The 21777-nt window shown below is 73.3% G+C and carries 22 protein-coding genes and 1 riboswitch; of the genes, 8 read left to right on the top strand and 14 right to left on the bottom strand.

The window, feature by feature from the left end:
- Positions 1 to 175 precede the first annotated feature (175 nt).
- The gene (locus K7B10_RS27505) at positions 176 to 2242 is read left to right on the top strand and encodes a DHA2 family efflux MFS transporter permease subunit (protein ID WP_372481567.1); all 2067 of its coding nucleotides are present in this window, start codon (positions 176 to 178) and stop codon (positions 2240 to 2242) included.
- 40 nt (positions 2243 to 2282) lie between these two features.
- Here K7B10_RS27505 and K7B10_RS27510 read toward each other — a convergent pair whose 3' ends face one another.
- Positions 2283 to 2807 carry a GNAT family N-acetyltransferase gene (locus tag K7B10_RS27510; protein WP_229340062.1) on the bottom strand — a complete coding sequence of 175 codons (525 nt, stop codon included), beginning with the start codon at positions 2805 to 2807 and terminating at the stop codon, positions 2283 to 2285.
- Between the two features lie 106 nt (positions 2808 to 2913).
- Here K7B10_RS27510 and K7B10_RS27515 point away from each other — a divergent pair, with 106 nt between their 5' ends.
- Positions 2914 to 3309: a nuclear transport factor 2 family protein gene (locus K7B10_RS27515; RefSeq protein WP_229340064.1), complete on the top strand. Its 396-nt coding sequence runs from the start codon at positions 2914 to 2916 to the stop codon at positions 3307 to 3309.
- A gap of 100 nt (positions 3310 to 3409) precedes the next feature.
- On the opposite strand, the gene K7B10_RS27520 is transcribed toward K7B10_RS27515, so the two are convergent.
- Positions 3410 to 3742 (bottom strand): antibiotic biosynthesis monooxygenase family protein, encoded by a 333-nt coding sequence (locus K7B10_RS27520; protein ID WP_229340066.1) that lies wholly within the window; start codon positions 3740 to 3742, stop codon positions 3410 to 3412.
- 121 nt (positions 3743 to 3863) lie between these two features.
- On the opposite strand from K7B10_RS27520, the gene K7B10_RS27525 reads away from it, so the two are divergent.
- Complete coding sequence (locus K7B10_RS27525) at positions 3864 to 5882, top strand: bifunctional glycosyltransferase 87/phosphatase PAP2 family protein (RefSeq protein ID WP_229340068.1); 2019 nt, start codon at positions 3864 to 3866, stop codon at positions 5880 to 5882.
- A 215-nt stretch (positions 5883 to 6097) separates the two neighbouring features.
- Here K7B10_RS27525 and K7B10_RS27530 read toward each other — a convergent pair whose 3' ends face one another.
- Positions 6098 to 6475, bottom strand: coding sequence for a DUF6193 family natural product biosynthesis protein (locus tag K7B10_RS27530; RefSeq protein ID WP_229340070.1), 378 nt, complete (start codon positions 6473 to 6475; stop codon positions 6098 to 6100).
- A 188-nt stretch (positions 6476 to 6663) separates the two neighbouring features.
- Entirely contained in the window at positions 6664 to 7908 is a 1245-nt protein-coding gene (locus tag K7B10_RS27535; RefSeq protein ID WP_229340071.1) for a cytochrome P450, read from the bottom strand.
- Between the two features lie 241 nt (positions 7909 to 8149).
- Between K7B10_RS27535 and K7B10_RS27540 the strand changes: the two genes are divergently transcribed.
- Positions 8150 to 9319 carry a steroid 3-ketoacyl-CoA thiolase gene (locus K7B10_RS27540; protein WP_030873761.1) on the top strand — a complete coding sequence of 390 codons (1170 nt, stop codon included), beginning with the start codon at positions 8150 to 8152 and terminating at the stop codon, positions 9317 to 9319.
- Positions 9320 to 9471: 152 nt separating this feature from the next.
- On the opposite strand, the gene K7B10_RS41860 is transcribed toward K7B10_RS27540, so the two are convergent.
- The 9 genes from K7B10_RS41860 to K7B10_RS27585 form a co-directional block, all read right to left on the bottom strand.
- A complete protein-coding gene (locus K7B10_RS41860; RefSeq protein ID WP_504967665.1) occupies positions 9472 to 9648 on the bottom strand; it encodes an aggregation-promoting factor C-terminal-like domain-containing protein in 177 nt (58 codons plus the stop codon).
- On the bottom strand, positions 9567 to 9917 hold the full coding sequence (locus K7B10_RS27550) for an aggregation-promoting factor C-terminal-like domain-containing protein (RefSeq protein ID WP_372481568.1): 351 nt from the start codon (positions 9915 to 9917) through the stop codon (positions 9567 to 9569). Before K7B10_RS27550 ends, K7B10_RS41860 begins: the two co-directional genes overlap by 82 nt.
- Positions 9918 to 10089: 172 nt before the next feature.
- Positions 10090 to 10275, bottom strand: a complete 186-nt coding sequence (locus K7B10_RS27555) for a hypothetical protein (protein WP_229340073.1) — start codon at positions 10273 to 10275, stop codon at positions 10090 to 10092.
- Between the two features lie 389 nt (positions 10276 to 10664).
- Positions 10665 to 11468: an ECF transporter S component gene (locus tag K7B10_RS27560; RefSeq protein ID WP_229340074.1), complete on the bottom strand. Its 804-nt coding sequence runs from the start codon at positions 11466 to 11468 to the stop codon at positions 10665 to 10667.
- Positions 11465 to 13489, bottom strand: coding sequence for an ABC transporter ATP-binding protein (locus K7B10_RS27565; protein WP_229340075.1), 2025 nt, complete (start codon positions 13487 to 13489; stop codon positions 11465 to 11467). The genes K7B10_RS27560 and K7B10_RS27565 overlap by 4 nt, the downstream gene beginning before the upstream one ends.
- A complete protein-coding gene (locus K7B10_RS27570; RefSeq protein ID WP_229340076.1) occupies positions 13486 to 14856 on the bottom strand; it encodes an energy-coupling factor transporter transmembrane component T family protein in 1371 nt (456 codons plus the stop codon). The genes K7B10_RS27565 and K7B10_RS27570 overlap by 4 nt, the downstream gene beginning before the upstream one ends.
- Positions 14853 to 15536 (bottom strand): SCO2322 family protein, encoded by a 684-nt coding sequence (locus K7B10_RS27575; RefSeq protein WP_229340077.1) that lies wholly within the window; start codon positions 15534 to 15536, stop codon positions 14853 to 14855. Before K7B10_RS27575 ends, K7B10_RS27570 begins: the two co-directional genes overlap by 4 nt.
- Entirely contained in the window at positions 15536 to 16804 is a 1269-nt protein-coding gene (locus K7B10_RS27580; RefSeq protein ID WP_229340078.1) for an SCO2321 family membrane protein, read from the bottom strand. The genes K7B10_RS27575 and K7B10_RS27580 overlap by 1 nt, the downstream gene beginning before the upstream one ends.
- Before the next feature lie 140 nt (positions 16805 to 16944).
- Positions 16945 to 17013, bottom strand: a riboswitch (cobalamin riboswitch).
- A 101-nt stretch (positions 17014 to 17114) separates the two neighbouring features.
- Positions 17115 to 18173, bottom strand: a complete 1059-nt coding sequence (locus K7B10_RS27585; RefSeq protein WP_229345449.1) for a Strvi_7410 family MBL fold metallo-hydrolase — start codon at positions 18171 to 18173, stop codon at positions 17115 to 17117.
- 319 nt (positions 18174 to 18492) lie between these two features.
- On the opposite strand from K7B10_RS27585, the gene K7B10_RS27590 reads away from it, so the two are divergent.
- The 4 genes from K7B10_RS27590 to K7B10_RS27600 all read left to right on the top strand — a co-directional run bounded on the left by K7B10_RS27590 (position 18493) and on the right by K7B10_RS27600 (position 20856).
- The gene (locus tag K7B10_RS27590) at positions 18493 to 19956 is read left to right on the top strand and encodes an aldehyde dehydrogenase (RefSeq protein WP_229340079.1); all 1464 of its coding nucleotides are present in this window, start codon (positions 18493 to 18495) and stop codon (positions 19954 to 19956) included.
- Entirely contained in the window at positions 19956 to 20189 is a 234-nt protein-coding gene (locus tag K7B10_RS27595) for a ferredoxin (RefSeq protein WP_030866738.1), read from the top strand. The genes K7B10_RS27590 and K7B10_RS27595 overlap by 1 nt, the downstream gene beginning before the upstream one ends.
- A 164-nt stretch (positions 20190 to 20353) precedes the next feature.
- Positions 20354 to 20488, top strand: a complete 135-nt coding sequence (locus tag K7B10_RS40960) for a hypothetical protein (RefSeq protein ID WP_267501482.1) — start codon at positions 20354 to 20356, stop codon at positions 20486 to 20488.
- Positions 20485 to 20856, top strand: a complete 372-nt coding sequence (locus tag K7B10_RS27600) for a hypothetical protein (RefSeq protein WP_229340080.1) — start codon at positions 20485 to 20487, stop codon at positions 20854 to 20856. Before K7B10_RS40960 ends, K7B10_RS27600 begins: the two co-directional genes overlap by 4 nt.
- A 61-nt stretch (positions 20857 to 20917) precedes the next feature.
- Here the strand turns inward: K7B10_RS27600 and K7B10_RS27605 are convergent, their stop codons facing one another.
- Entirely contained in the window at positions 20918 to 21562 is a 645-nt protein-coding gene (locus tag K7B10_RS27605) for a TetR family transcriptional regulator (protein ID WP_229340081.1), read from the bottom strand.
- Positions 21563 to 21777 lie beyond the last annotated feature (215 nt).

Consider the following 21777-nt stretch of genomic DNA (forward strand, 5'->3'; position numbering starts at 1 on the left):
GCAGTCGGCCCCCACGGCGTCGCATTCTGGACAGCGCTCAGCGCTCACTGGAATCCCTCCCTGGGCATTGCCTGCGATTATGCAGACCCTCCGGGGCCCGCCCAACCTGCCCGAGAGGCCATATCCGGCCACACCGCTCAGGATGGACATGTTGATCCGGCCCGAGGAGGAGCGGATGGCTCAGGATGCGACCACGGACGCCGCGGAACCCGTTCCCGACCCGCACCCGTCCGGCCCCACCGCCGAACACGCCTCCCGCGAGGTCCTCGTCTCGATCGGCGCCCTGCTGCTCGGCCTGCTGATCGCCGCGCTCGACCAGACCATCGTCTCCACGGCATTGCCGACGATCGTCAGCGAGCTGGGCGGCATGGCGCACCTGTCCTGGGTCGTCACCGCTTACATGCTGGCCGCCACCGCCGCCACGCCGCTGTGGGGCAAACTCGGCGACCAGTACGGGCGCAAGAAGCTGTTCCAGGGCGCCATCGTGCTCTTCCTCATCGGGTCGGCGCTGTGCGGGCTCGCCCAGGACATGCCGCAGCTCATCGGGTTCCGCGCCCTGCAGGGCCTGGGCGGCGGCGGGCTGATCGTGCTGTCGATGGCGATCGTCGGCGACATCGTCCCGCCGCGTGAGCGCGGCAAGTACCAAGGCCTCTTCGGCGCCGTCTTCGGCGCGACCAGCGTCCTCGGACCGCTGCTGGGCGGTCTGTTCGTCGACAACCTGTCCTGGCGCTGGGTCTTCTACATCAACCTCCCCATCGGTCTCGTCGCGCTCGTCGTCATCGCCGCGGTCCTGCACATCCCCGTGCGCCGGCAGAAGCACACCATCGACTACCTCGGCACGTTCCTCATCGCCTGCGTCGCCACCTGCCTCGTGCTCGTCGCCTCCCTCGGCGGCACCTGGGGCTGGGGCTCGGACCGGATCATCGGCCTGGCCGTGCTCGGCGCCGTACTGCTCGCCGTCTTCCTGTTCGTCGAGCGGCGCGCCGTCGAACCGGTCCTGCCGCTGGGTCTGTTCAGGATCCGCACCTTCACCCTCTGCTCGGTGATCAGCTTCGTCGTCGGGTTCGCGATGTTCGGCGCGATGGTCTACCTGCCGACCTTCCTCCAAGTCGTCCAGGGCGTCTCGCCCACCATGTCCGGTGTCCACATGCTGCCGATGGTGCTCGGCATGCTGATCTCCTCCACCGCCTCCGGCCAGATCGTCAGCCGCACGGGACGGTGGAAGGTCTTCCCGATCGCGGGCACGGCCGTGACCGCGATCGGGCTGCTCCTGCTGCACCAGCTGACGCGCACCAGCGGCACCTGGGAGATGAGCGTCTACTTCTTCGTCTTCGGCACCGGGCTCGGTCTGGTCATGCAGGTGCTGGTGCTGGTCGTGCAGAACTCCGTCAGTTATGCCGACCTCGGCGTGGCCACCTCCGGCGCCACGTTCTTCCGCTCCATCGGCGCCTCCTTCGGCGTCGCGATCTTCGGAACGGTCTTCACCAACCGGCTCGACGGCAAGCTCGCCACCGCCTTCGCCGGGCTTCCGGTGCCGCCCGGTACGGCCGCGCTCGTCGAGGCCGATCCGCGGGCCATCCAACGGCTGCCCGTCGAGCTGCGGCCACGCGTGCTCGACGCCTACGCCTCCTCGATCACCGACGTCTTCCTCTACGCCGTGCCCGTCGTCCTCGTCGCCTTCGTCATCGCCTGGTTCCTGAAGGAGGACGTGCTCCGCGGCTCGGTCACCGCGCCCGACGTCACCGAGACCCTCGCCTCCAACCCCGTCCACCGCTCCTCCCACGAAGAGGTCGCCCGCGCGCTGACCGTCCTCGGCACCCGCGAGGGCCGCCGCCACGTCTACGAGAAGATCACCGAGAAGGCCGGCTTCGACCTGCTGCCCGCGGCGAGCTGGCTGCTGCTGCGGATCAAGAAGTACGGGTCCGCCGAGCCCGCGATGCTCGCGGAACGGACCACCGTGCCCCTGAAGGTGATCACGGACGCCGCCCGCCAGCTGGAGGAGCACGGACTGGCCGTACGGGACGGACTGCCGCTGGTCATGACCGAGCGCGGCCGGGAGACCGCCGGGAAACTCGCCGAGGCCCGTGAGGAGTCGCTCGCCGAACTGCTCGGCGACTGGTGGGGCCCGGACCGGCCGACCGACCTGGTCAAGCTGGTCAAGGAGATCAACGCGGAGCTGTGCGGATCCGATGCGGAGGAACCCTACGACGCCGAGGCCCGCCGCGACCACGCCGCCCACTGACCCCGGCCCGGCCCGGCCCGGCCCGGCCCGGTCCAGGCCGTCAGGCCAGGGTCTTCTCGAACCAGTGCTCCGCGTACGGGCCCGCGTTGTACGCCGGTATCTCCCGGTAGCCCTGCCGCGCATACAGTGCCCGGGCCTCCACCAGGTCCGAGCGGGTGTCGAGGCGGACCCGCTCGGCGCCGAGCGCGCGGGCAGCCGCCTCCAGGGCCGTGAGCAGCGCCGCCCCGCCGCCGGTGCCGCGGGCGCGCGGGTCCACGTACACCCTCGTGAGTTCGGCGGTGACGGGGTCGAGCAGTCGTATGCCGCCGCAGGCCCGGGGCGCCGCGTCCAGCCGGCCGACCACGAACCGGCCCGTCGGCGGCGCGAGGCCGTCGGCCGGGTCGTCGCGCAGGCCCTCGTCGATCTCGGCCTCCGTGGCGGGCCGCTTCCAGTACCGGCCGGCGACCTCCGCGTAGTACGCGCGGCGCAGCGCGGTGGCGTCCGGTGTGCCGAAGTGCTCGGCGGTGACGGTCCAGTTGGCGGCCGCGGGGAGGGTGGATCGGGTGCTCGTGCTGTTGATGTCCATGGCGTCATTGTGGGGTCCGGACGCCGTCCGCCGCGTGGAATATCCACAGGTACGGGCTGATGATAGGAAAAGACGCATTTCACCCAGTTGGAGGGCGTGAGACGCCATGTCCGAGCACCCTGACGCCGCCCTGATCCGCCGCGCCTACGAGGCCTTCGGCAAGGGCGACATGGAGACGATGGGCACGCTGATGACGGCCGACGTCATCCACCACGTGCCCGGCAGCAACCCGCTCTCGGGTCACCACAAGGGCCGTGAGGCCGTCCTCGACCTGTACCGCCGCTTCGGTTCGGAGACGAAGGGCACCCTCCGGGTCGAGCTGCACGCGGTGCTGGTCGACGGGCGCGGCCACGCCATGTCCTTCCACACGGCGCGCGCGGACCGCGGCGACCGTGGGATCGAGATCCAGGAAGGCCTGTTCTTCACGATCGTCGGAGGGAAGGTCAGCGACATCGACGAGTGCACGCAGGACATCGACGAGGAGGACCGTTTCTGGAGCTGAGCGGCGGCCGCCGCCTCGCCCGCCATCGCCCCGCGGCCCCCTCGTCCCGCCAGCCCGCCAGCCCGCCAGCCCGCCAGCCCGCCAGCCCGCCGGCCCGGCCTCAGCCCTGAGGCTTCGGCGCCGCCTGCTGCACGACCTCGAACGACCACACCGTCGACCCCGAGGCCGCCGGCTTCGGCCGCTCGCCCCCGCCCGCGCCGCCACCCTGGTGCGCCGCCTTCATGGGCCCCTCCATCCACGCCTGGAAGTCCTCCTCCGACCGCCACCGCGTGTACACCAGGTACTGGTCCGTGCCCTCGATGGGGCGAAGCAGTTCAAACCACTCGAATCCGTCCGAACCCTCCACGGCGCCCGCCCGCGAGGCGAACCTCTGCTCCAGGACTTCCCGCTGCTCAGCGGGGACGGTCAGTGCGTTGATCTTCACGATGCTCATGCTCGCCATCCTAGGGATCCCGCGCGGGATATCGTCGTCCCCAGGTAATGAAGCGGTGCACGAAACGCGGCAGCCAGGCGAAGTCAAGGTTGCGGTCAACAGGGCGGGAGGCCGGCGAGGCGTGGCTAACGCGGCAGAGCACGGTGGTGCGAACGGACATGCCGGGGTCATAGGCGGTAGCGGCAGGCTGGGGGCGGCACGGCTCCTCCTGTGGGCACTGGCCGGTGTCCTCGCCATCAGACAGGCCGCCGCCGTGCTGCGGGTGCCACCGGGCGAGTGGCTCGGCGAGTTCCGGCTCCCCAGCGGTTTTCCCGGCTCGCTGTACGACGGCGGCCAGTTCACCGGGACCCCCTTCGCGGGGCTGGTCCTGAAGCCGTTCCTCGGTCTCGCGGCGCCCTCCCTGGAGGTGGCCTGGACCTGCGTGACGCTGCTGTTCGTCGCCGCCGTCGGACTGGTCGCCGCGCGCGGCCTGCCCGACCCCGTGCCGCGGCGCACCGCGCTGCTCGCGGCGCCCGTGCTGGTCGCCCTGATGATGGTGTCGCTGCCGGTCCGCGAGGCCGCCTCGCCGGGCCAGACCGCCGTCCTGCCCGTGCTGCTGGTGCTCCTGGCGATGTTCCGGGTGCCCGGCGAACGCCCGGCCGGGTTCCTCGTGGGCCTCGCCGCCGCCCTCCAGCCGGCCCTGCTGCTCTTCGCGCCGCTGCTGTGGTTCACCGGCCGCCGCCCCACCGCCAGGGCCGCCGCCGTGACCTTCGCCGCGGCCACCGCCCTGTCCTGGGCGGCCCTGCCGCGCGACTCCTGGACGTACTGGGTCCACCACCTGGCCGGCACCGGCCTCGGCGGCGCCCCCGACGGCCTCGCCAACCAGTCCGTGCACGGCGCGCTGCTGCGGCTCGGCCTGAGCGGTCCCGCCGAGATCCTGCTGTACGTGGCCCTCGCGGCCGGGATCGGCTGGGTCGGCCTGCGCCGCGCCGCCCGCTACGCCCGCGACGGCCAGCTGCTGCTCGCCGTCGCCGTCACCGGCTGCGTGGCCGTCGCCGTGGCGCCGACCGGCTGGCGCCACCAGCTGCTGTGGGTGCTGCTCGCGGTGGCCGGCAAGGTCGGCACGCGCGCGGCGGACCGGCCCGTGTGGCCGGTGGCCGTGGTGCTCGCCATGACCCTGCCCGCCGACGTGCTGCTGCCCAACCTGGCCGTGCTGGCCCCCGTACGGGACAACGTGCTGCTGCTCGCCGCGCTGGCGGCGGCCTGCGCGGTGCCGTTCCTGCCGCGGTCCTCGCCGTACTGGCGCGAGCCCGTCCCGACGGCGTACGGCCGGCCGGCGGCCGCCCGGTGGTCGCGGGTGCCGCTGATGCCGTTCTGGCGGCGTGTGCTGTCGCGCCCCAACCTGTTGCTGGAGCTTCTGCTGATACGGGTGGGGTACTCCCTCTACTCGCACATCCGGGCCGCCGCGCCCACCAGCCGCAGCCTCGCCGAGGGGCACGGGAGCCAGATCCACTCCGTCGAGCGGGCGCTGGGCATCGACATCGAGCGCGCAGTCAACCACGCCGTGGTGAACACGCCCTGGCTGGAGAAGTTCTTCAACTTCTACTACACGTCGTTCCACTTCGTGGTGCCGCTGACGATCCTGGCGGTCCTGTACTGGCGCAGGCCGGGCGACTACCGCTGGGCCCGCGCCTCCCTGGGCCTGGCCACCGTCCTCGCGCTCGTCGGCTTCTGGCTGTACCCGCTGGCGCCGCCGCGGCTGATGCCCGGCCTCGGCTTCATCGACACCGTGCACGGCCCGCAGGACCTCGCGCATCCGCAGTACGGGGCGATGACCGCGATCTCGAACCAGTACGCGGCGATGCCCTCACTGCACTTCGGCTGGTCGCTGTGGTGCGGGATCGTGATCATCACGCTCGCGCCGAAGGGCTGGCAGAAGCTCCTGGGGGCGCTGCACCCGCTGACAACGGTGTGCGCGATCGTCGCCACCGCCAACCACTGGGTGCTCGACGCGGTCGGCGGCGCGGCCGTCGTGACCGCCGGGTTCGGGCTGGTCTACGTACTGTCGGGGCCGCGCGGGGCCGCCCTGCCGACCGGACTGAGCGTCCCGCGGCCGCGGGAGCCGGAGCGGATGGCCGCCACCTCGCGTACGCGGGCGTAGGGGAGGCCGGGGCCGTAGGGGGACGCGGGGAGCGGGCGCGACGAAGGGGTGCCGGGAGGGTCTCGTACCCGTCCCGGCACCCCTTCGCCGGATCGCCGCGTCCTGTCAGGATCCGCCGGGTGCGGCCGGCGCGCCACTCGGGCCCGATCAGGGCCCGGCGTTCGTACGGATCGGGGGCCGCCGGTCGTACGGATCTCGCGGCGCCCTCGTACGGATCAGGCGGCCGGGCCCGGGGCCTCGGCCAGCCCCGCCACGACGAGGGCGACCGCCGCCCGCGCCGTGTCGGCCTCGCCGATCACGCGCTTGTGGGTCGGGCTCAGGACGCGGAACCGGCCGTCGCGCAGCGGCTCGACCGCCGGCGCCGCCACCTCGAAGGGGTGGCTGGTGCGGGCGCTGAACCACAGGGTGAAGTGGCTGGTGAACGGGTAGAGCCGGCGCAGTGACGGTTCTGCGGCGGCGGCGTCGATGAGCGCGAGCACGCCCCGGCTCAGGACCGGGGAACCGCCCCGTTCGTGCATCAGCCGCCATGTCGTCGGCAGGCGCTGCCAGCGCGCTTCCACGCAGTCGGCAGGCCCGCTTGCCTGAAGGTTCATCCGCGCAGTCTGACGGCAGGCCGCCCCCGGGACAATGCCCCGGACGTGAAGGAAACCGAGGGAATCCGAGGGAAGACGAGAGGCGCGGCGGGACTCGGCGGGACGCGGCGCGAGCCGACGAGCCGCGGACGGCAGGGGCCGGGGCGTGGGAGGAGCGGCCCCTGCCGTCGTGGACCACGGGCCGGCCGTCAACCGCGGCTGACCCGGAGCTCCTTGATGCCGTTCAGCCAGGCGGCCCGCAGTCGTCGGGGCTGCGGCCCGGCGAGCCGCAGGTCGGGCAGCGAGTCGGCCAGCGCGTTGAAGATCAGGTCGATCTCCATGATGGCCAGGGACTTGCCGAGGCAGAAGTGCGGTCCGCCGCCGCCGAAGCCCAGGTGCGGGTTCGGGTCGCGGGTGATGTCGAAGCGGTCGGGGTCGGTGAACACCTCGGGGTCGTGGTTGGCGGAGGAGTAGAACAGCCCCACCCGGTCGCCCGCCTTGATCTTCTGCCCGCCCAGCTCGGTGTCCTTGGTGGCGGTGCGCTGGAAGGACACCACCGGGGTCGCCCAGCGCACGATCTCCTCGGCGGCCGTGGCCGGCCGGGTCGCCTTGTACAGCTCCCACTGCTCGGGGTGGGTCAGGAAGGCGTGCATGCCGTGGCTGATGGCGTTGCGCGTGGTCTCGTTGCCCGCGACCGCGAGCAGCAGCACGAAGAAGCCGAACTCGTCGGAGCCCAGGTTGCCCTGGCCCTCGGCCGCCACGAGCTGCGTGACGATGTCCTTGGCCGGGCACTCCTTGCGGGCGGCGGACAGGTTCATGGCGTAGCCGATGAGCTCGACCGCCGCGTTCGAGCCGACTTCCTCGGTGATCGCGTACTCGGGGTCGTCGTACGCGATCATCTTGTTCGACCAGTCGAAGATGCGCAGCCGGTCCTCCTGCGGTACGCCGATCAGTTCGGCGATGGCCTGGAGCGGGAGCTCGCACGCGACCTGGGTGACGAAGTCGAAGCTGCCGTCGGCCGATGCGGCCAGCGCCTCCGCGACGATCTTCCGGGCCCGGTCGCGCAGGGCGTCCTCCAGTCCGCGGATGGCCCGCGGGGTGAAGCCGCGCTGCACGATCTGCCGTACGCGGGTGTGTTCCGGCGGGTCCATGTTCAGCATGATCAGGCGCTGGGCATCTATCTGCTCGCGCTGGATGTGCTCGTTGAAGCGGATGATCGCCGTGTTGGTGGTCGAGGAGAACAACTCGGGGTGCGTGGAGACGTACTTGACGTCCGCGTGCCGCGTCACGACCCAGTAGCCGTCGTCGTCGAATCCGGTGACGCCGCGCCGCTGGGGGCACCACCAGACGGGCGCCGTCTGCCTCAGCTGGGCGAACTCGGGGAAGGGGACGCGGTCCTGGAGCAGGTCGGGATCGGTGGCGTCGAAGCCTTCGGGCAGCGCGGGACACGACATCGGGCGACTCCAAGGTCTGACGGCCCATCAGAAGTTGGCTTGAAGGTAGTAACGAGTTCTAGAAGTGACAAGGGTCCTCGCGTCAACTGTTGCGTGTGGAATCCGTGTAAGGCGCGTGCAAGACCCTTGCGTGCCGGGGTTACAGGTCATAAGACTGCGGGGAGAACTAGAACGCGTACTAGTTCGGGCGGGGCGCCGGGACGGCCCGCCGCGCCGGCACAGTGCAGGAGAGGACGAGCTCATGGCCGCGGAACCCGTCATCGTCGAAGCCGTACGCACCCCCATCGGCAAGCGCGGGGGAGCGCTCGCCAACCTCCATCCCGCCTACCTGCTCGGCGAGACGTACCGCGAACTCCTCGCCCGGACCGGAATCCAGCCCGACTGCGTCGAGCAGATCGTCGGCGGCACCGTCACCCACGCCGGCGAGCAGTCCATGAACCCGGCGCGCAACGCCTGGCTCGCCATGGGCCTGCCGTACGAGACCGCCGCGACGACCGTGGACTGCCAGTGCGGCAGCTCCCAGCAGGCCAACCACATGGTCGCCAACATGATCTCCGGCGGGGTCATGGACATCGGCATCGCCTGCGGCGTCGAGGCGATGAGCCGGGTGCCCCTCGGCTCCGGCTCCAAGCACGGCCCGGGCAAGCCCTTCCCGGACGAGTGGAACGTCGACCTCCCCAACCAGTTCGAGGCCGCCGAGCGGATCGCCCGCCACCGGGGCCTGACCCGCGAGGACGTCGACCGGCTCGGACTGCTCTCCCAGGAGCGGGCCGCCGCAGCGTGGGCGGAGGAGCGGTTCAAGCGCGAGACCTTCGCCGTCCAGGTCCCGACGACCGAGGAGGAGCAGGGCGCCGGGCAGGGCATGTGGCGCCTGGTCGACCGTGACGAGGGCCTGCGGGACACGAGCATGGAGGCACTGGCCCGGCTCAAGCCGGTCATGCCGACCGCCGTCCACACCGCGGGGAACTCCTCGCAGATATCGGACGGGGCCGCCGCCGTGATGTGGGCCTCGCGCAAGATGGCCCGCGCGCTCAAGCTCAGGCCGCGCGCCCGGATCGTCGCCCAGACCCTGGTCGGCGCCGACCCCCACTACCACCTGGACGGGCCGATCGACGCGACGCGGGCCGTCCTCGGCAAGGCCGGGATGTCCCTCAAGGACATCGACCTCGTCGAGATCAACGAGGCCTTCGCCTCGGTCGTGCTGAGCTGGGCCCAGGTCTTCGACCAGGACCTGGAGAAGGTCAACGTCAACGGCGGCGGCATCGCGCTCGGCCACCCCGTCGGCGCGACCGGCGCCCGGCTGATCACCACCGCGCTGCACGAGCTGGAGCGCCGCGACAAGGAATTCGCGCTGATCACCATGTGCGCGGGCGGCGCGCTGGCGACCGGGACGATCATCCAGCGGCTGTAGGCGGCCGCGCGGCGGCCGCGGGCGCCTTCGCCGGCGCCGGCCGCACACGAACCCTGTGGGATGGGAAACAGAAGGCCCCGGTGGCCGGACCTGGGGAGGTCCGGCCACCGGGGCCTTCGCACTGCTCGCGCCGTCAGGCGGTCACCGGTGGCTTAGTACCAGTGGTGGGTCTGCCAGAAGTTCCAGGCGCCGACGGGGCTGCCGTAGCGGGAGTTCATGTAGTCCAGGCCCCACTTGATCTGGTGGCTTAGTACCAGTGGTGGGTCTGCCAGAAGTTCCAGGCGCCGACGGGGCTGCCGTAGCGGGAGTTCATGTAGTCCAGGCCCCACTTGATCTGGGTGGCGGGGTTGGTCTTCCAGTCGGAGCCGGCGGAGGCCATCTTCGAGGCCGGGAGGGCCTGGACCAGGCCGTAGGCGCCGGAGGAGGCGTTCGTGGCGGTGTGGTTCCAGCCGCTCTCGCGGGAAACGATGTTGTTGAAGGCCGCGAACTGCGCCGGGTCCTTGATCATCTGCTGGGCGATCGCCTTGGCGCTCGTCGGGGCCGCCTGGGCGGGGACCGTGGCGAGCATGGGGGATGGTGTTCGGGGGCGTCCCGTCAGTCCACTGTCCTTCCGTGTCGGGTCGGTCCGTCAAGGGCGCTCCCTTCGGTCGCGTCGCTCCGCGATGTCGCTGCGCTCCACCCTTGACTGACCGCCCCGCCCCGGAATGCCATAAGACTGCCGGGAAGCCCCCGAAGGAATGGCCGGGAGGTTCATGTCCAGGGACGGGCCCTCAGCGATGCCGGAAGGCCGCGAACTGCGCCGGGTCCTTGATCATCTGCTGGGCGATCGCCTTGGCGCTCGTCGGGGCCGCCTGGGCGGGGACCGTGGCGAGCATGGTGCCGGCGACGCCCAGGGCGACGATGGAGCCGGCGAGGGTCTTCTTGGAGGCGGCGATGCGGCGGATGACGTGGGACACGGAGGGAACCTTCCGACGGGGACATGGACGGTCGCGGCATGCCCGGGGGCATGCGTGAGCCCTTCACGCGGTGGAGAGGGGTTCGTCGGGCGGGGGGCGTGGAGGCCCGCCGCCGTGGCGACATCACCAGTTAGCCAGGCCGGCGGGGCGCTGGCAACGAGCCCTGTTACTAGCCGTCCTCGGAGGGCGGGGCCCTCGACCCGCGGGTGGTGCGGTGGGTGTTGGTGCAGGTGGGGGTGGGGTTCACGGGGTGCGTACGGGGGTGCTGGGGGCTACTAGGGGCTGTCGTATGTGACGTGGGTCCTGTGGGGCGGGTCACCGGGAACCACCCCGAATGTGACGCTCCGTGCCGGTCCGCTACGCGGATCGGTGTGTGGGCGGGGCCACATTCAACGCGAACCGAAGGAAACCGGCACCTCGAACGCCGCTTTCCGCACCGCCCGCCGCAGTGCCTTCAGCAGCGTGCCGCCGATCGTGAGGGTCAGTACGACGGTCAGCACGGCCCGGCCCAGGTCCCAGCCCAGTGACGTCGCCACGCAGTACGCGGCGAAACGCGCCAGATTCGCGGGGACCGGATCCCCCGGGTGGAACGAGATGCCCTGGCCCATGCCCTGCAGGAGCACCCAGCCCTGCAGGTTCATGATCGTGCCGTACGCGAACGAGCCGGCGAACCCGTACGCCGCCAGCATCAGCAGCTCCGCCCGGCCCCGGAGCTTCTCCGCACCGGGCAGCAGCCCGGCGCCCAGCGAGAACCAGCCCATGGCCAGCATCTGGAACGGCATCCACGGCCCGACCCCGCCCGTGAGCAGGGCGGAGGCGAACATCGTGACCGAACCGAGGACGAAGCCGAAGCCGGGGCCGAGGACGCGGCCGCTGAGCACCATCAGGAAGAACATCGGCTCCAGGCCGGCCGTGCCGGCGCCCAGCGGCCGCAGGGCCGCCCCGACCGCGGCGAGCACGCCGAGCATCGCCACCGCCTTCGCGTCCATGCCCTGGTCCGCGATGGTCGCGACGACCACGGCGACGAGGAGGGGGAGCAGCCCGGCGAAGAGCCAGGGGGCGTCCTGGGAGTGGGCGAGGCCGGACTGGCGGTCGGCGAGGAGGGGCCAGCCGAAGGCGGCGATGCCGATGAGGGTGACGAGGAGCAGCGCGGCGGCGGCGCGGGGGCCGATGCGCAGGGGGCGGGCGCTCACGGCGTGTCCTCGGCTCGGGGCGTGTCCTCGGCTTGCGGGGCGGCCCCGGCCCGGGCCCGGGGTTCGGCTTGGGCCCGGGGTGCTGCCCCGGTCAGGGCCTTCGCGACCTGGGTCACCGTGAGCCAGTGGGCCGGGGCCAGGACCTTGGCCACCTGCGGTGCGAAGGCCGGGGACGATACGACGACCTCGGCGGTAGGGCCGTCCGCGACGATCTCGCCGCCGGCCAGGATCACGACCCGGTGGGCCAGCTCGGCGGCGAGCTCCACGTCGTGGGTGGCGAGGACGATCGCGTGCCCGTCGGCGGCCAGCGCCCGCAGGATCTCGATCAGACGTGCCTTGGCCGCGTAGTCCAGACCGCGGGTCGGCTCGTCGAGCAGGAGCAGGGCGGGCCGGCCGGCGAGTACGAGGGCCAGGGCCAGGGCCAGGCGCTGCCCCTCGGAGAGGTCCCGGGGATGGGTGTCGTCGGGGACGTCGGGGAGCAGGGAGGAGACGAGCTCCCGGCAGGTGCCGGGGGCCGCGCCGGCGTCGGAGTCGGCGGCGGAGCACTCGGCGGCCACGGTGTCGGCGTAGAGGAGGTCGCGGGGCTCCTGGGGGACGAGGCCGACGCGGCGGACCATCTCCTGCGGGGCGGTGCGGTGGGGGGTGCGACCGCGGACGGTCACGGTGCCGGTGGTGGGGGCGAGCGTGCCGACGAGGGTGGCGAGGAGGGTGGACTTGCCGGCGCCGTTGCGGCCCATGAGGGCGATGGTCTCGCCGGCCGCGACGCAGAGGTCGATGCCGTGGAGGACTTCGGCGCGGCCGCGGCGGAGGGAGACGGAGGAGAGCCGGGCCACCGGCTCCGCCGGGGTGGCGGTGGCGGCGCCGGGGCCCGTTTCGGGGCCGGGGGTGGGCTTGCCCCGGCGGAGCAGGCGGGCCAGGAGGCCGGCGCCGGGTACGGGGCCGCTGCGCGGGGCCTCCTCCCCACCCCGCCCCTTCCCGGAACCGGAGGCTCCGCTCCCGGATCCCGACTCCCCGGATCCCGACTCCCCGGACCCCGACTCCCCGGATCCCGACTCCCCGGAGCCCGCCGGGGACCCGGCGGGCGGGGACGTCGGGTGGGCCGGGCGGTCCGGCTCCGCCGGTGCGGCGGGCGCGGGCACCGGTCGGGCGGTGGGGGCTACGGACGCCGGGTGGGCCGGGGTGGCGGCGGGGGCCGGGGGCGGGGCCATGGGAAGGCGGGTCAGGAGCGTGGCGGCGTGGCGGCGGGCGTCGCGGACCGAGAGGGGCGGGGGGAACCAGCCCGCCAGGCGGCCCAGGGCCACCACCGGGGGGTGGACGGGGGAGACGGCCATGATCTCGGACGGGCTGCCGAGGACCGGGGCCGCGCCCGGGGACGGGACGAGGAGGACCTGGTCCGCGTACTGGACCACCCGCTCCAGGCGGTGTTCCGCCAGCAGGACCGTCGTGCCCAGGTCGTGCACCAGCCGCTGCAGGACCGCGAGCACCTCCTCGGCGGCGGCCGGGTCCAGGGCCGAGGTGGGCTCGTCCAGGACCAGGACCTTCGGGTGCGGGGTCAGGACCGAGCCGATCGCGACCCGCTGCCGCTGGCCCCCGGACAGGGTGGCGATGGGGCGGTCGCGCAGTTCGTTGAGGCCGAGCAGGTCCAGGGTCTCCTCGACGCGGCGGCGCATGACGGCCGGGGCCAGGCCGAGCGATTCCATGCCGTACGCCAGCTCGTCCTCCACCACGTCCGTCACGAAATGGGCGAGCGGGTCCTGGCCGACCGTGCCCACCACATCGGCGAGCTCGCGCGGCTTGTGCGTACGGGTGTCGCGGCCGTCGACCGTGACGCGGCCCCGCAGCGTGCCCCCGGTGAAGTGCGGGACCAGGCCGCAGACGGCGCCGAGGAGGGTGGACTTGCCGACGCCCGACGGGCCGACCAGGAGCGTGAGCTCGCCCTCAGGGATCACCAGGTCCACATCGCGGAGGGTGGGCTGCGCCGCGCCGTCGTACGTGACCGACACCTGCTCGAAGCGGATCACTGCGCTGACTCCTTCGGAGGTACGGGGGCGACGAACGCCGGCAGCAGCCCGATCAGGATCGCCGCCGCCGGCCACAGGGGGAGGGACGGGGCGACCAGCGGGACGACGCCCGGCTGGAGGGCGGCCGGGTCGAGCGACCCGGCGCGGATCAAGGCGGCGGCGACCGCCGCACCCGACCCGGCGACCACCCACGCGCGCCACCCCCACCGGTCGGGCCGGTAGCGGGTCCGGATGCTGCGCCGCCCGCCGAGGCGCAGGCCGGCGAGTGCCAGGCCGAGCCCGATCGCGAGGACCGGCAGACCGTACGCGGCGCCCTCGGCGGCGAGCAGCCCGTACGTGCCGGCGCACATGCCGAGCAGCCCGCCCAGGGTCAGGACGTTGGTGGTGTGCCGGACGGCGGGCGGGACCTGCGCGGTACGGCCGTAGCCGCGCGCGTCCATCGAGGCGGCGACGGCGACGGAGCGCTCCAGCGCGCCCTCCAGGACGGGCAGGCCGATCTGGAGGATCGCCTTGACGCCGCCGGTGGGGCGCCCGCGCAGGCGGCGGGCGGTGCGCAGTCGGGCGACGTCGGCGACCATGTTCGGCGCGAAGGTCATGGCGACGACGACGGCGACCCCGGCCTCGTAGAGGGCGGCCGGGAGGGACTTCAGCAGCCGCGCCGGGTTGGCGAGGGCGTTGGCCGCGCCGACGCAGACGAGCAGGGCGGCCAGCTTGGCGCCGTCGTAGAAGGCGAAGACGAGCTGCTCGGCACTGACGCGCCCGCCGAGGCGGATCCCCTGGGCCGCCCAGGCGGGCAGCGGTACCTCGGGGAGGGTGAACAGGACGTGCGCGCCGGGGATCGGGGAGCCGAGCAGCACGGAGAAGAGGAGCCGGAGCCCGATGACGAAGAGGCCGAGCTTGAGGAACGCGCCGTAGGAACGGGCCCAGGGGGCGGCCGTCCGGCGGGCGGCCACGACGTAGCCGGCCACGCCGATGATCAGGCCGAGGAGCAGCGGATTGGTGGTGCGCGAGGCGGCGGTGGCGAGCCCGAGCGCCCAGAGCCACCACGCGCCCGCGTGCAGGGCGTTGCCCCGACGGGCCCGCGGAGCCGCCAGCCGGTGCACCCGGCCCGTCTTGTACGTCGGCCCCGACTCGGGACCACCCGCCCCGGCCGGCCCGGGCCCGGGCCGTGTCGGGCCTTCGTCCGCGGGCCGGCGGGGGCGGACCGTACCCGCGCGGCCCGCCGTGGCCCGCCGGAGGCCGCCGTATCCGCCGTACCCGCCGGCCCGGTTGGTCCTTCCGGCCCCGCGCGCACCGGCCACCGCCGCGTCCGTCGGCTCCGCCGGGCGGGGGGACTCGGGTGGGCCGGAGGTGGTGGGGGGTGTCATCGGCGGCGGCGGGACTGCCAGACCGCGGCCGCGGCCAGGGCGGCCACCGCCGCCAGGCCGACCAGCAGGGAGGTCGACGGGCCGCCGTCCGAAGGCTCGGCCTGCGCCGACGGCTCCGGCGTCGCGCTGGCGCGCGGCTGTTCTTCCGCCCGCGGCTTTTCCTCCGCGTCGGCGATCGGTTCGCCGCAGCCCTGCTTCGGGTAGCCCGAGACCGCGCACAGCAGCGCGGCGCTGTTGTAGCGGAGCGGCTTGGCGGCCTGCGCCAGGGCCTCGGCCGCCGTGGCGTCCGGGGCGACCTGGGCGCAGGCCGTGCGCGGGGCGTCCTGCGGCGGGGCGTCACCCGCCGGGGCGTCCGCCGGGACGCCGAAGTCCACGATCACCGCGATCCGCTTGCGGCCCTCCACGGCCGCGGTGGCCCCGCAGACCGCCGCGAAATCGGCCGCGGCGCGCGGCTTCGCCGCCTCGGCCGCCGCGTCCCGGCTCACCGAGAAGCGGAAGCCCAGGGCCGAGCCGTCCGCCGGGCGGGCCGTCGAGGGGCCCTGCGTGGCGTACTGCCACTGGCCTCCCGGGCCCTCCCAGAACGACCAGTAGCGGTAGCCCGCCGCCAGGGCCGGGGAGGACGCCAGGAGGGTGAGGAGGATGCCGAACGCGAGGACCAGCGGAGTCGGGCTGCGGCGCATCAGAGCTGGTTCTTCTTCCGGCGGCCGCTCAGCAGGACGCCGATGCCCATGCCGGCCGCCAGGCCCGCGCCCACGATCCACCAGACGTTCGAGTCGTCGCCCCCGTCCTTCGCGTCCGACGCGTTCGGCTTGGGCTCCGCCGTCGCGGAGGTCTGCGGGGCCGGGCCCGTCGCGTTCAGGGCCGTCACCAGGTCGGTGCCGCCGAACGACTTCGGGTCCGTGCCCGTCGCGTGCGCGGCCAGGACCAGGGTGGCGAGGGCCGCCGGGCTGTCCTTGGCCCACTCCGCCGAATTCGTCTTCAGCCACTCCAGCGCGCCCGCCGCCGACTGCTTGTGCCCGGCCGCGGCCAGGGCGATCACCGCGTCGGCGGTGTTGCCGGTGTCCGCGGTCGGCTGGTCCGCGCCCGGGGTGACGGCCGTGAGGTGGCCGTCCTTCTTCAGCGTCTCGGCCAGGTAGCCGGCCGCGCCCTGCGCCGCGCCCGCCGGGTCGGCCGCGCCCGCCGGGTCGGCGGCGCCCGCCGGGCAGGCCGGCGCGGCCGCGGGGGTGTCCGTGGACGAGGGGGAGACGACAGAGCCCTGGCCCAGGCCGGCCAGGACGGCGGCGGCCGTGGCGTCGGCGTCGGCCGGGAGCTTGCCGTCCGGCGCCGGCTGGTACCCGAAGGCACCCCGGCCGGCGGCCGGCTCGGCGGCGCAGCCCAGCCGGAAGGCGAGCAGGCCCTCGTACGCGGACTTGCCGGCCTTCGACTTCACCTCGGCCGGCTTCTCGCCCGCCACCGCCAGCGCGCTGATGACGATGGACGTGGAGTTGCCCTCGCTCGGAGTGCCGGGGACGAAGGCCCAGCCGCCGTCCTCGTTCTGGACGGACTTCAGCCAGTCCACGGCCTTCTTCACGACAGCGTCCCGGCCGCCCGTGGCCTTCAGCGCCTGCACCGCCATCGCGGTGGCGTTCGTGTCGAACATCGTCTTGTCGTCGCAGGCCGTGGCCGCGTCCGCGCGGAAGGAGGCGAAGCCGCCGTTCGCGCACTGCTGCCCGGCGAGCCAGTCGACGGCCTCCTTGGCCGGCTTCACGCCGACCGTGTTCTGCGCCAGCAGCGCGAAGGACTGCCGCCACACGCCGTCGTACGTCGGGTCCTTCTTGCCGTAGAGGCCGGAGGGGATCACCGGGGCCGGCGGCGTGGAGGGGGAGGGCGCGGCGAGGGCTGCGGGGGCGGCGCCCGCGCAGAGCACGGCGGAGGCGGCGAGCGCGGCGGCGCTGCGGCGGACGTTCATGGGGGCGGATGCCTCTCGTGCTGGGGAGCAGGAGAGCAGGCCCGCACAGGGCACCGGGCTCCGGCTCCGTTTACCTCGACGGTGCCGGCCGCCGGGGACTCCGGCGGCGCGAGCCGCGCACCTCGCGTACGGGGCATTCCGACTCCCCGCCCGGCAGGGGCCTGGGCGGGTCACGGTTGCGGGTCAGCGCCGGAATCGCACCGGCTTCCCCCCGTACGGAAGGGTGGACGACGGGTTCACTGTACCGGCCCGTAGCAGTCCGGAAGGGTGGCGTCCGGCCGTAGCGCCCCTTACCGCGGGCCCGTCGCCGTCACAGTGCGCGGTACGTGACCGGGTCGCTGCCCGGGACCGCCTCCGCCCGGCCCTGCTTCACCAGCCGCCGCAGGTGGGCTTCCGCCTCCGAGACGGCGATGTTGCGGGAGCCGTACGGGATCTGCTCCCAGGGCCGGTTCCACTCCATGCGCTCCGCCAGCTCCCACGGGGTCAGCGGCTCGGCCAGCAGTTCCCGGAGGCCGGTCAGCCGCTCCTCGTGGTGGCGCAGCAGCTCGCGCACCCGGGCCGGGGCGTCGGTGAAGGCGTGCTGGTGGGCCGGGAGGACCTCGGCCGGGTCGAGGCGGCCGATGCGTTCGAGGGAGTCGAGGTAGTCGCCGAGGGGGTCGGTGACCAGCTCGGACGACGGGTCCTCGTAGAGGCCGATGTGCGGGGAGATACCGGGCAGCAGGTGGTCCCCGGAGAAGAGGCGGCCGTGGCCGGGGAGGTCCGCCGGATGCCGCTCCTCCAGGTGGAGGCAGACGTGGCCGGGGGTGTGCCCCGGGGTCCAGATGGCGCGCAGGCGGCGTCCGGCGAGGGGGAGCAGCTCGCCGGGGACGATCTCCCGGTCGGGGACCGCGGCCCGCAGGCCGGGCAGGCGCGGGCCCCTCCCGTGCCGAACGCCACGGGGGAGCGTGCCGGCGGCCCGCAGGGGGGCGATGTGCTCCGCGGGGGCTCCGGCGGCGGCCAGCTTCTCGCTCATGTAGTCCAACCAGGTGCCGGGCTCGGCGGAGCGGGTCCGTACGACGACCTCGGTGTCGGCGGCGTGCATGGCGATCCAGGCCCCGGACGCCTCGCGGACCCGGCCGGACAGGCCGTGGTGGTCGGGGTGGTGGTGGGTGATGACCACGCCGTGGACGTCGGCGATCGCGGTGCCGAGCGCGTCCAGGCCGGCCACGAGGGTGTCCCAGGACTCCGGGTCGTCCCAGCCGGTGTCGATGAGGACCGGGCCGCGGTCGGTGTCGAGGACGTGGACGAGGGTGTGGCCCAGCGGGTTGTCGGGGATCGGGACCTTGATGCCGCGGACGCCGCCGCCGTGGTCGGTGACGTGGGGGGTGATCGGGGGCGCGGCGGGGGCGGCGGGGGGCGTGGCCCCGGGGCCGACGGGCGGTGCGGCCTGCGGAGTCGTGTCCTGGGCCGTGTCCTGAGGCGTGTCCTGAGACATGAGGGCTCCCTGTCTGCGCCCGGCCGCGTCTGTGCCGCCGGGCCCACTCTCACGAGAACGTGTTCCAGTAGTCGCCCAAGTCGACCATCTGTGGGCGGTTCTGACTAGTCGCAACCCACTGTTGGATCTTCCGGGCCGTTCCGTCCTGGCCGTGGACTCCTCTAACTAGAACTGGTATCAGTTCGGGAACGCCAAGCCGCAGGAGGCAGCAGCCATGACCGAGCTCGTGGAACACGGACACCTGTTCATCGGCGGGGAGTGGACGGATCCGCTGGGCACCGACACGATCGAGATCGTCTCCCCCCACACCGAGCAGGTCATCGGCAGCGTCCCGCACGCCTCCCGCGCGGACGTGGACCGCGCCGTCGCGGTCGCGCGCAAGGCCTTCGACGAGGGGCCCTGGCCCCGGATGTCCCTGGAAGAGCGGATCGCCGTCGTCACCCGGATCAAGGACGCGATCGCCGTCCGGCACGAGGAGATCGCCCGGTCGATCAGCTCGCAGAACGGGTCCCCGTACTCCTGGAGCGTCCTCGCGCAGGCGCTCGGCCCGATGATGGTCTACGACGCCGCGATCCAGGTCGCGCGCGCCTACCCGTACGAGGAGCACCGCCAGGGGGCGCTCGGGCCGATCCTGGTGCGCCGGGAGCCGGTGGGCGTGGTGGCGGCCGTCATCCCGTGGAACGTGCCGCAGTTCGTGGCCGCCGCGAAGCTGGCGCCCGCGCTGCTGACGGGGTCGACGGTGATCCTGAAGCCGTCCCCCGAGTCGCCGCTGGACTCCTACATCCTCGCCGACATCGCCCGCGAGGCCGGGCTGCCGGAGGGGGTGCTGTCGATCCTGCCCGCCGACCGGGAGGTCAGCGAGTACCTGGTCGGCCACCCCGGTGTCGACAAGGTGGCCTTCACCGGCTCGGTCGCGGCCGGCCGGCGCGTGATGGAGGTCGCCGCCCGCAACCTGACGCGGGTCACGCTCGAACTCGGCGGCAAGTCCGCCGCCGTGATCCTGCCGGACGCCGACCTGGAGCCGGCCATCGCCGGCATCGTCCCGGCGGCCTGGATGAACAACGGGCAGGCCTGCGTGGCCCAGACCCGGGTGCTCGCGCCGCGCAGCCGGTACGAGGAGGTCGCGGAGGCGCTCGCGGCCGCGGCCGGGGCGCTGGTGGTCGGCGACCCGCTGGACCCGGCGACGCAGCTCGGGCCGCTGGTGGCCAGGCGCCAGCAGCAGCGGTCGCTGGACTACATCCGGATCGGGCAGGAGGAGGGCGCGAAGGTCCTGGCGGGCGGCGGCCGCCCGGCGGGGCTGGAGCGGGGCTGGTACGTGGAACCGACGCTCTTCGGGGACGTGGACAACTCGATGCGGATCGCCCGCGAGGAGATCTTCGGGCCGGTCGTCTGTCTGATCCCGTACGCGGACGAGGCGGAGGCGGTACGGGTCGCCAACGACTCGGAGTTCGGTCTGAGCGGCAGCGTCTGGACGGGGGACGTCGAGCACGGCATCGACTTCGCCCGGCAGGTGCGGACGGGCACCTTCAACGTGAACACCTTCAGCCTGGACATGCTGGGGCCGTTCGGCGGCTACAAGAACAGCGGTGTGGGGCGGGAGTTCGGGCCCGAGGGGCTGAGCGAGTACCTGGAGCACAAGATGATCCACCTGCCGGCGGGCTACGCGGCGGGTGCCTGATGGGCGACCGCTGGGTGGTGGAGGTCGACCGGGGGGTCTGCATCGGCTCGGGCATGTGCGTGAACCACGCGCCGGAGGGCTTCGCGCTGGACTCGGCGCGCCAGTCGCATCCGCGGGATCCGGAGACGGACGCGAACGAACCGGTCCTGACGGCGGCGGAGGGCTGCCCGGTGGAGGCCATCCTGATCACGCTGGCCGGGAGCGGGGAGGCGGTGTTCCCGCCGGAGGAGTAGGGGGGAGGAGGGATGGGGCGGTTCGCGACGGATCGCCGCGCGCTCCTCCCGGAACGGCGTCCGGCGGCCGTCCGGGGCTGCTCGCACACCGTGTGGCGTCCGGTCGACCGGGGTGGGGCGGGGAGCAGCATGGAGAGGGGAGGTGTGAAGGGGGAGGCGTCACCATGAACGGACCCGGCCGGCCGGCTCTCGCCGGAGTCCTCATCGTCTCCTCGGCCGGACTCTTCCCGGCGGCCCATGCCATGGCGGCCTCGCCCACCCTGGTCACCGCCACCTGCACGGCCAGGGCCGGCCCGTGAACACCGTGACGCTCACGGTCTCCGGGTTCCGTGGTGACATGCGGGTGACGGAGACGGGCAGCAACGCCTCGAAGATCATCCACAAGGGCACTCCGACGATCTCGATGCCGGCGCCGGGCAGCTACGTCGTCGAGTGGTCCAACGCACCGACCCCCGCGGAGAGCCGGCGCACCACGTGCGCCGGCGACAGCACGACGACGAACCAGGGGGAGGACCAATACGGCACGGGCTTCCAGCAAGGACTCAAGGAAACCCTCGCGACCTGCCAGAAGAACGCGCCGAAGCAGCTCGCACCGGACCCGAACTGGCGGGCCGGCTACGACAAGGGCGCCGAGACCGCGCTCAACAGCAAGCGCTGCGCCGACTGACGAACCCCGCCGCCTCCGGAGCCCGGCCCGGCCCGGCCCGCCGTCCCCGCCGACCCCCGTTTCAGGCCGAATCCGGGGACCCCGGCCCCGCCCCAGGCGCCGTCAGGGTGATCAGGCGGCACACCGTTTCGATGTCGATCTTGACCTGGGCGATCGAGGCGCGGCCCGAGAGCCAGGTGATCAGCGCCGAGTGCCAGGTGTGCTCGATCACCCGGACCGCCGAGAGCTGTTCCGCCGTCGGCGGGGCCTCCAGGCCCATCGCGTCCAGGATGATCGCCGTGGTCAGCCGGGACACCGTGTCCACCTCGGGGCTCACGCTGCGGTCCGCGAACGTCAGCGCGCGGACCATCGCGTCGGCGAGGTGCGGTTCCCGCTGCAGCGCCCGGAAGGCGCGCATCAGGGTCTCCGCGACCCGGGCGGCCGGGTCCTCGCCCGCCGGGGGGCGTTTGCGCAGTGTCGTGTGCATGTGCTGCAGCTGGTCCTGCATGGTGGCGACGAGCAGGTGCACCTTCGAAGGGAAGTACCGGTACAGGGTGCCCAGCGCGACCCCGGCCGCCTCGGCGACCTCCCGCATCTGGACGGCGTCGAAGCCGCCCCGGCTGGCCAGCTGCGCGCTGGCGTGCAGGATCCGGCGGCGGCGCGCCTCCTGGCGCTCCGTCAAGGGAGGGGACGCCGTCATCGCGACGGCTTTCGCATCCGCTGTCATCTGTCCCGTTCCATGGCGTTCCGTGTCGTTGCGGTGCTGACTTCCTGGCTGTTCGCGTCGTGTGCCGACAGGTGATCGGCAGTCAGCATGTCAGGCGTCGAAGCCGTGGCGCGAATCACCTGCTCCGCCTCTTACGGTGTGGTTTCCGGCCGGTAGATTCAATGGTCTTCGACGGATCAAGTCTGAAACTTGTTCTACATTATGCGAGCGGTTAC

Source organism: Streptomyces flavotricini (assembly GCF_020639365.1).
Lineage (GTDB): Bacteria > Actinomycetota > Actinomycetes > Streptomycetales > Streptomycetaceae > Streptomyces > Streptomyces flavotricini.

Excerpts from the sequence above, each read along its gene's own strand:
- K7B10_RS27540 (WP_030873761.1), top strand. The coding sequence starts at position 8,150 with ATGGCCGCGGAACCCGTCATCGTCGAAGCCGTACGCACCCCCATCGGC.
- K7B10_RS27605 (WP_229340081.1), bottom strand. The coding sequence starts at position 21,562 with ATGACAGCGGATGCGAAAGCCGTCGCGATGACGGCGTCCCCTCCCTTG.
- K7B10_RS27505 (WP_372481567.1), top strand. The coding sequence starts at position 176 with ATGGCTCAGGATGCGACCACGGACGCCGCGGAACCCGTTCCCGACCCG.
- K7B10_RS27590 (WP_229340079.1), top strand. The coding sequence starts at position 18,493 with ATGACCGAGCTCGTGGAACACGGACACCTGTTCATCGGCGGGGAGTGG.
- K7B10_RS27515 (WP_229340064.1), top strand. The coding sequence starts at position 2,914 with ATGTCCGAGCACCCTGACGCCGCCCTGATCCGCCGCGCCTACGAGGCC.
- K7B10_RS27510 (WP_229340062.1), bottom strand. The coding sequence starts at position 2,807 with ATGGACATCAACAGCACGAGCACCCGATCCACCCTCCCCGCGGCCGCC.
- K7B10_RS27570 (WP_229340076.1), bottom strand. The coding sequence starts at position 14,856 with ATGACACCCCCCACCACCTCCGGCCCACCCGAGTCCCCCCGCCCGGCG.
- K7B10_RS40960 (WP_267501482.1), top strand. The coding sequence starts at position 20,354 with ATGAACGGACCCGGCCGGCCGGCTCTCGCCGGAGTCCTCATCGTCTCC.
- K7B10_RS27530 (WP_229340070.1), bottom strand. The coding sequence starts at position 6,475 with ATGAACCTTCAGGCAAGCGGGCCTGCCGACTGCGTGGAAGCGCGCTGG.
- K7B10_RS27580 (WP_229340078.1), bottom strand. The coding sequence starts at position 16,804 with ATGAACGTCCGCCGCAGCGCCGCCGCGCTCGCCGCCTCCGCCGTGCTC.
- K7B10_RS27535 (WP_229340071.1), bottom strand. The coding sequence starts at position 7,908 with ATGTCGTGTCCCGCGCTGCCCGAAGGCTTCGACGCCACCGATCCCGAC.
- K7B10_RS27520 (WP_229340066.1), bottom strand. The coding sequence starts at position 3,742 with ATGAGCATCGTGAAGATCAACGCACTGACCGTCCCCGCTGAGCAGCGG.
- K7B10_RS27595 (WP_030866738.1), top strand. The coding sequence starts at position 19,956 with ATGGGCGACCGCTGGGTGGTGGAGGTCGACCGGGGGGTCTGCATCGGC.
- K7B10_RS27575 (WP_229340077.1), bottom strand. The coding sequence starts at position 15,536 with ATGCGCCGCAGCCCGACTCCGCTGGTCCTCGCGTTCGGCATCCTCCTC.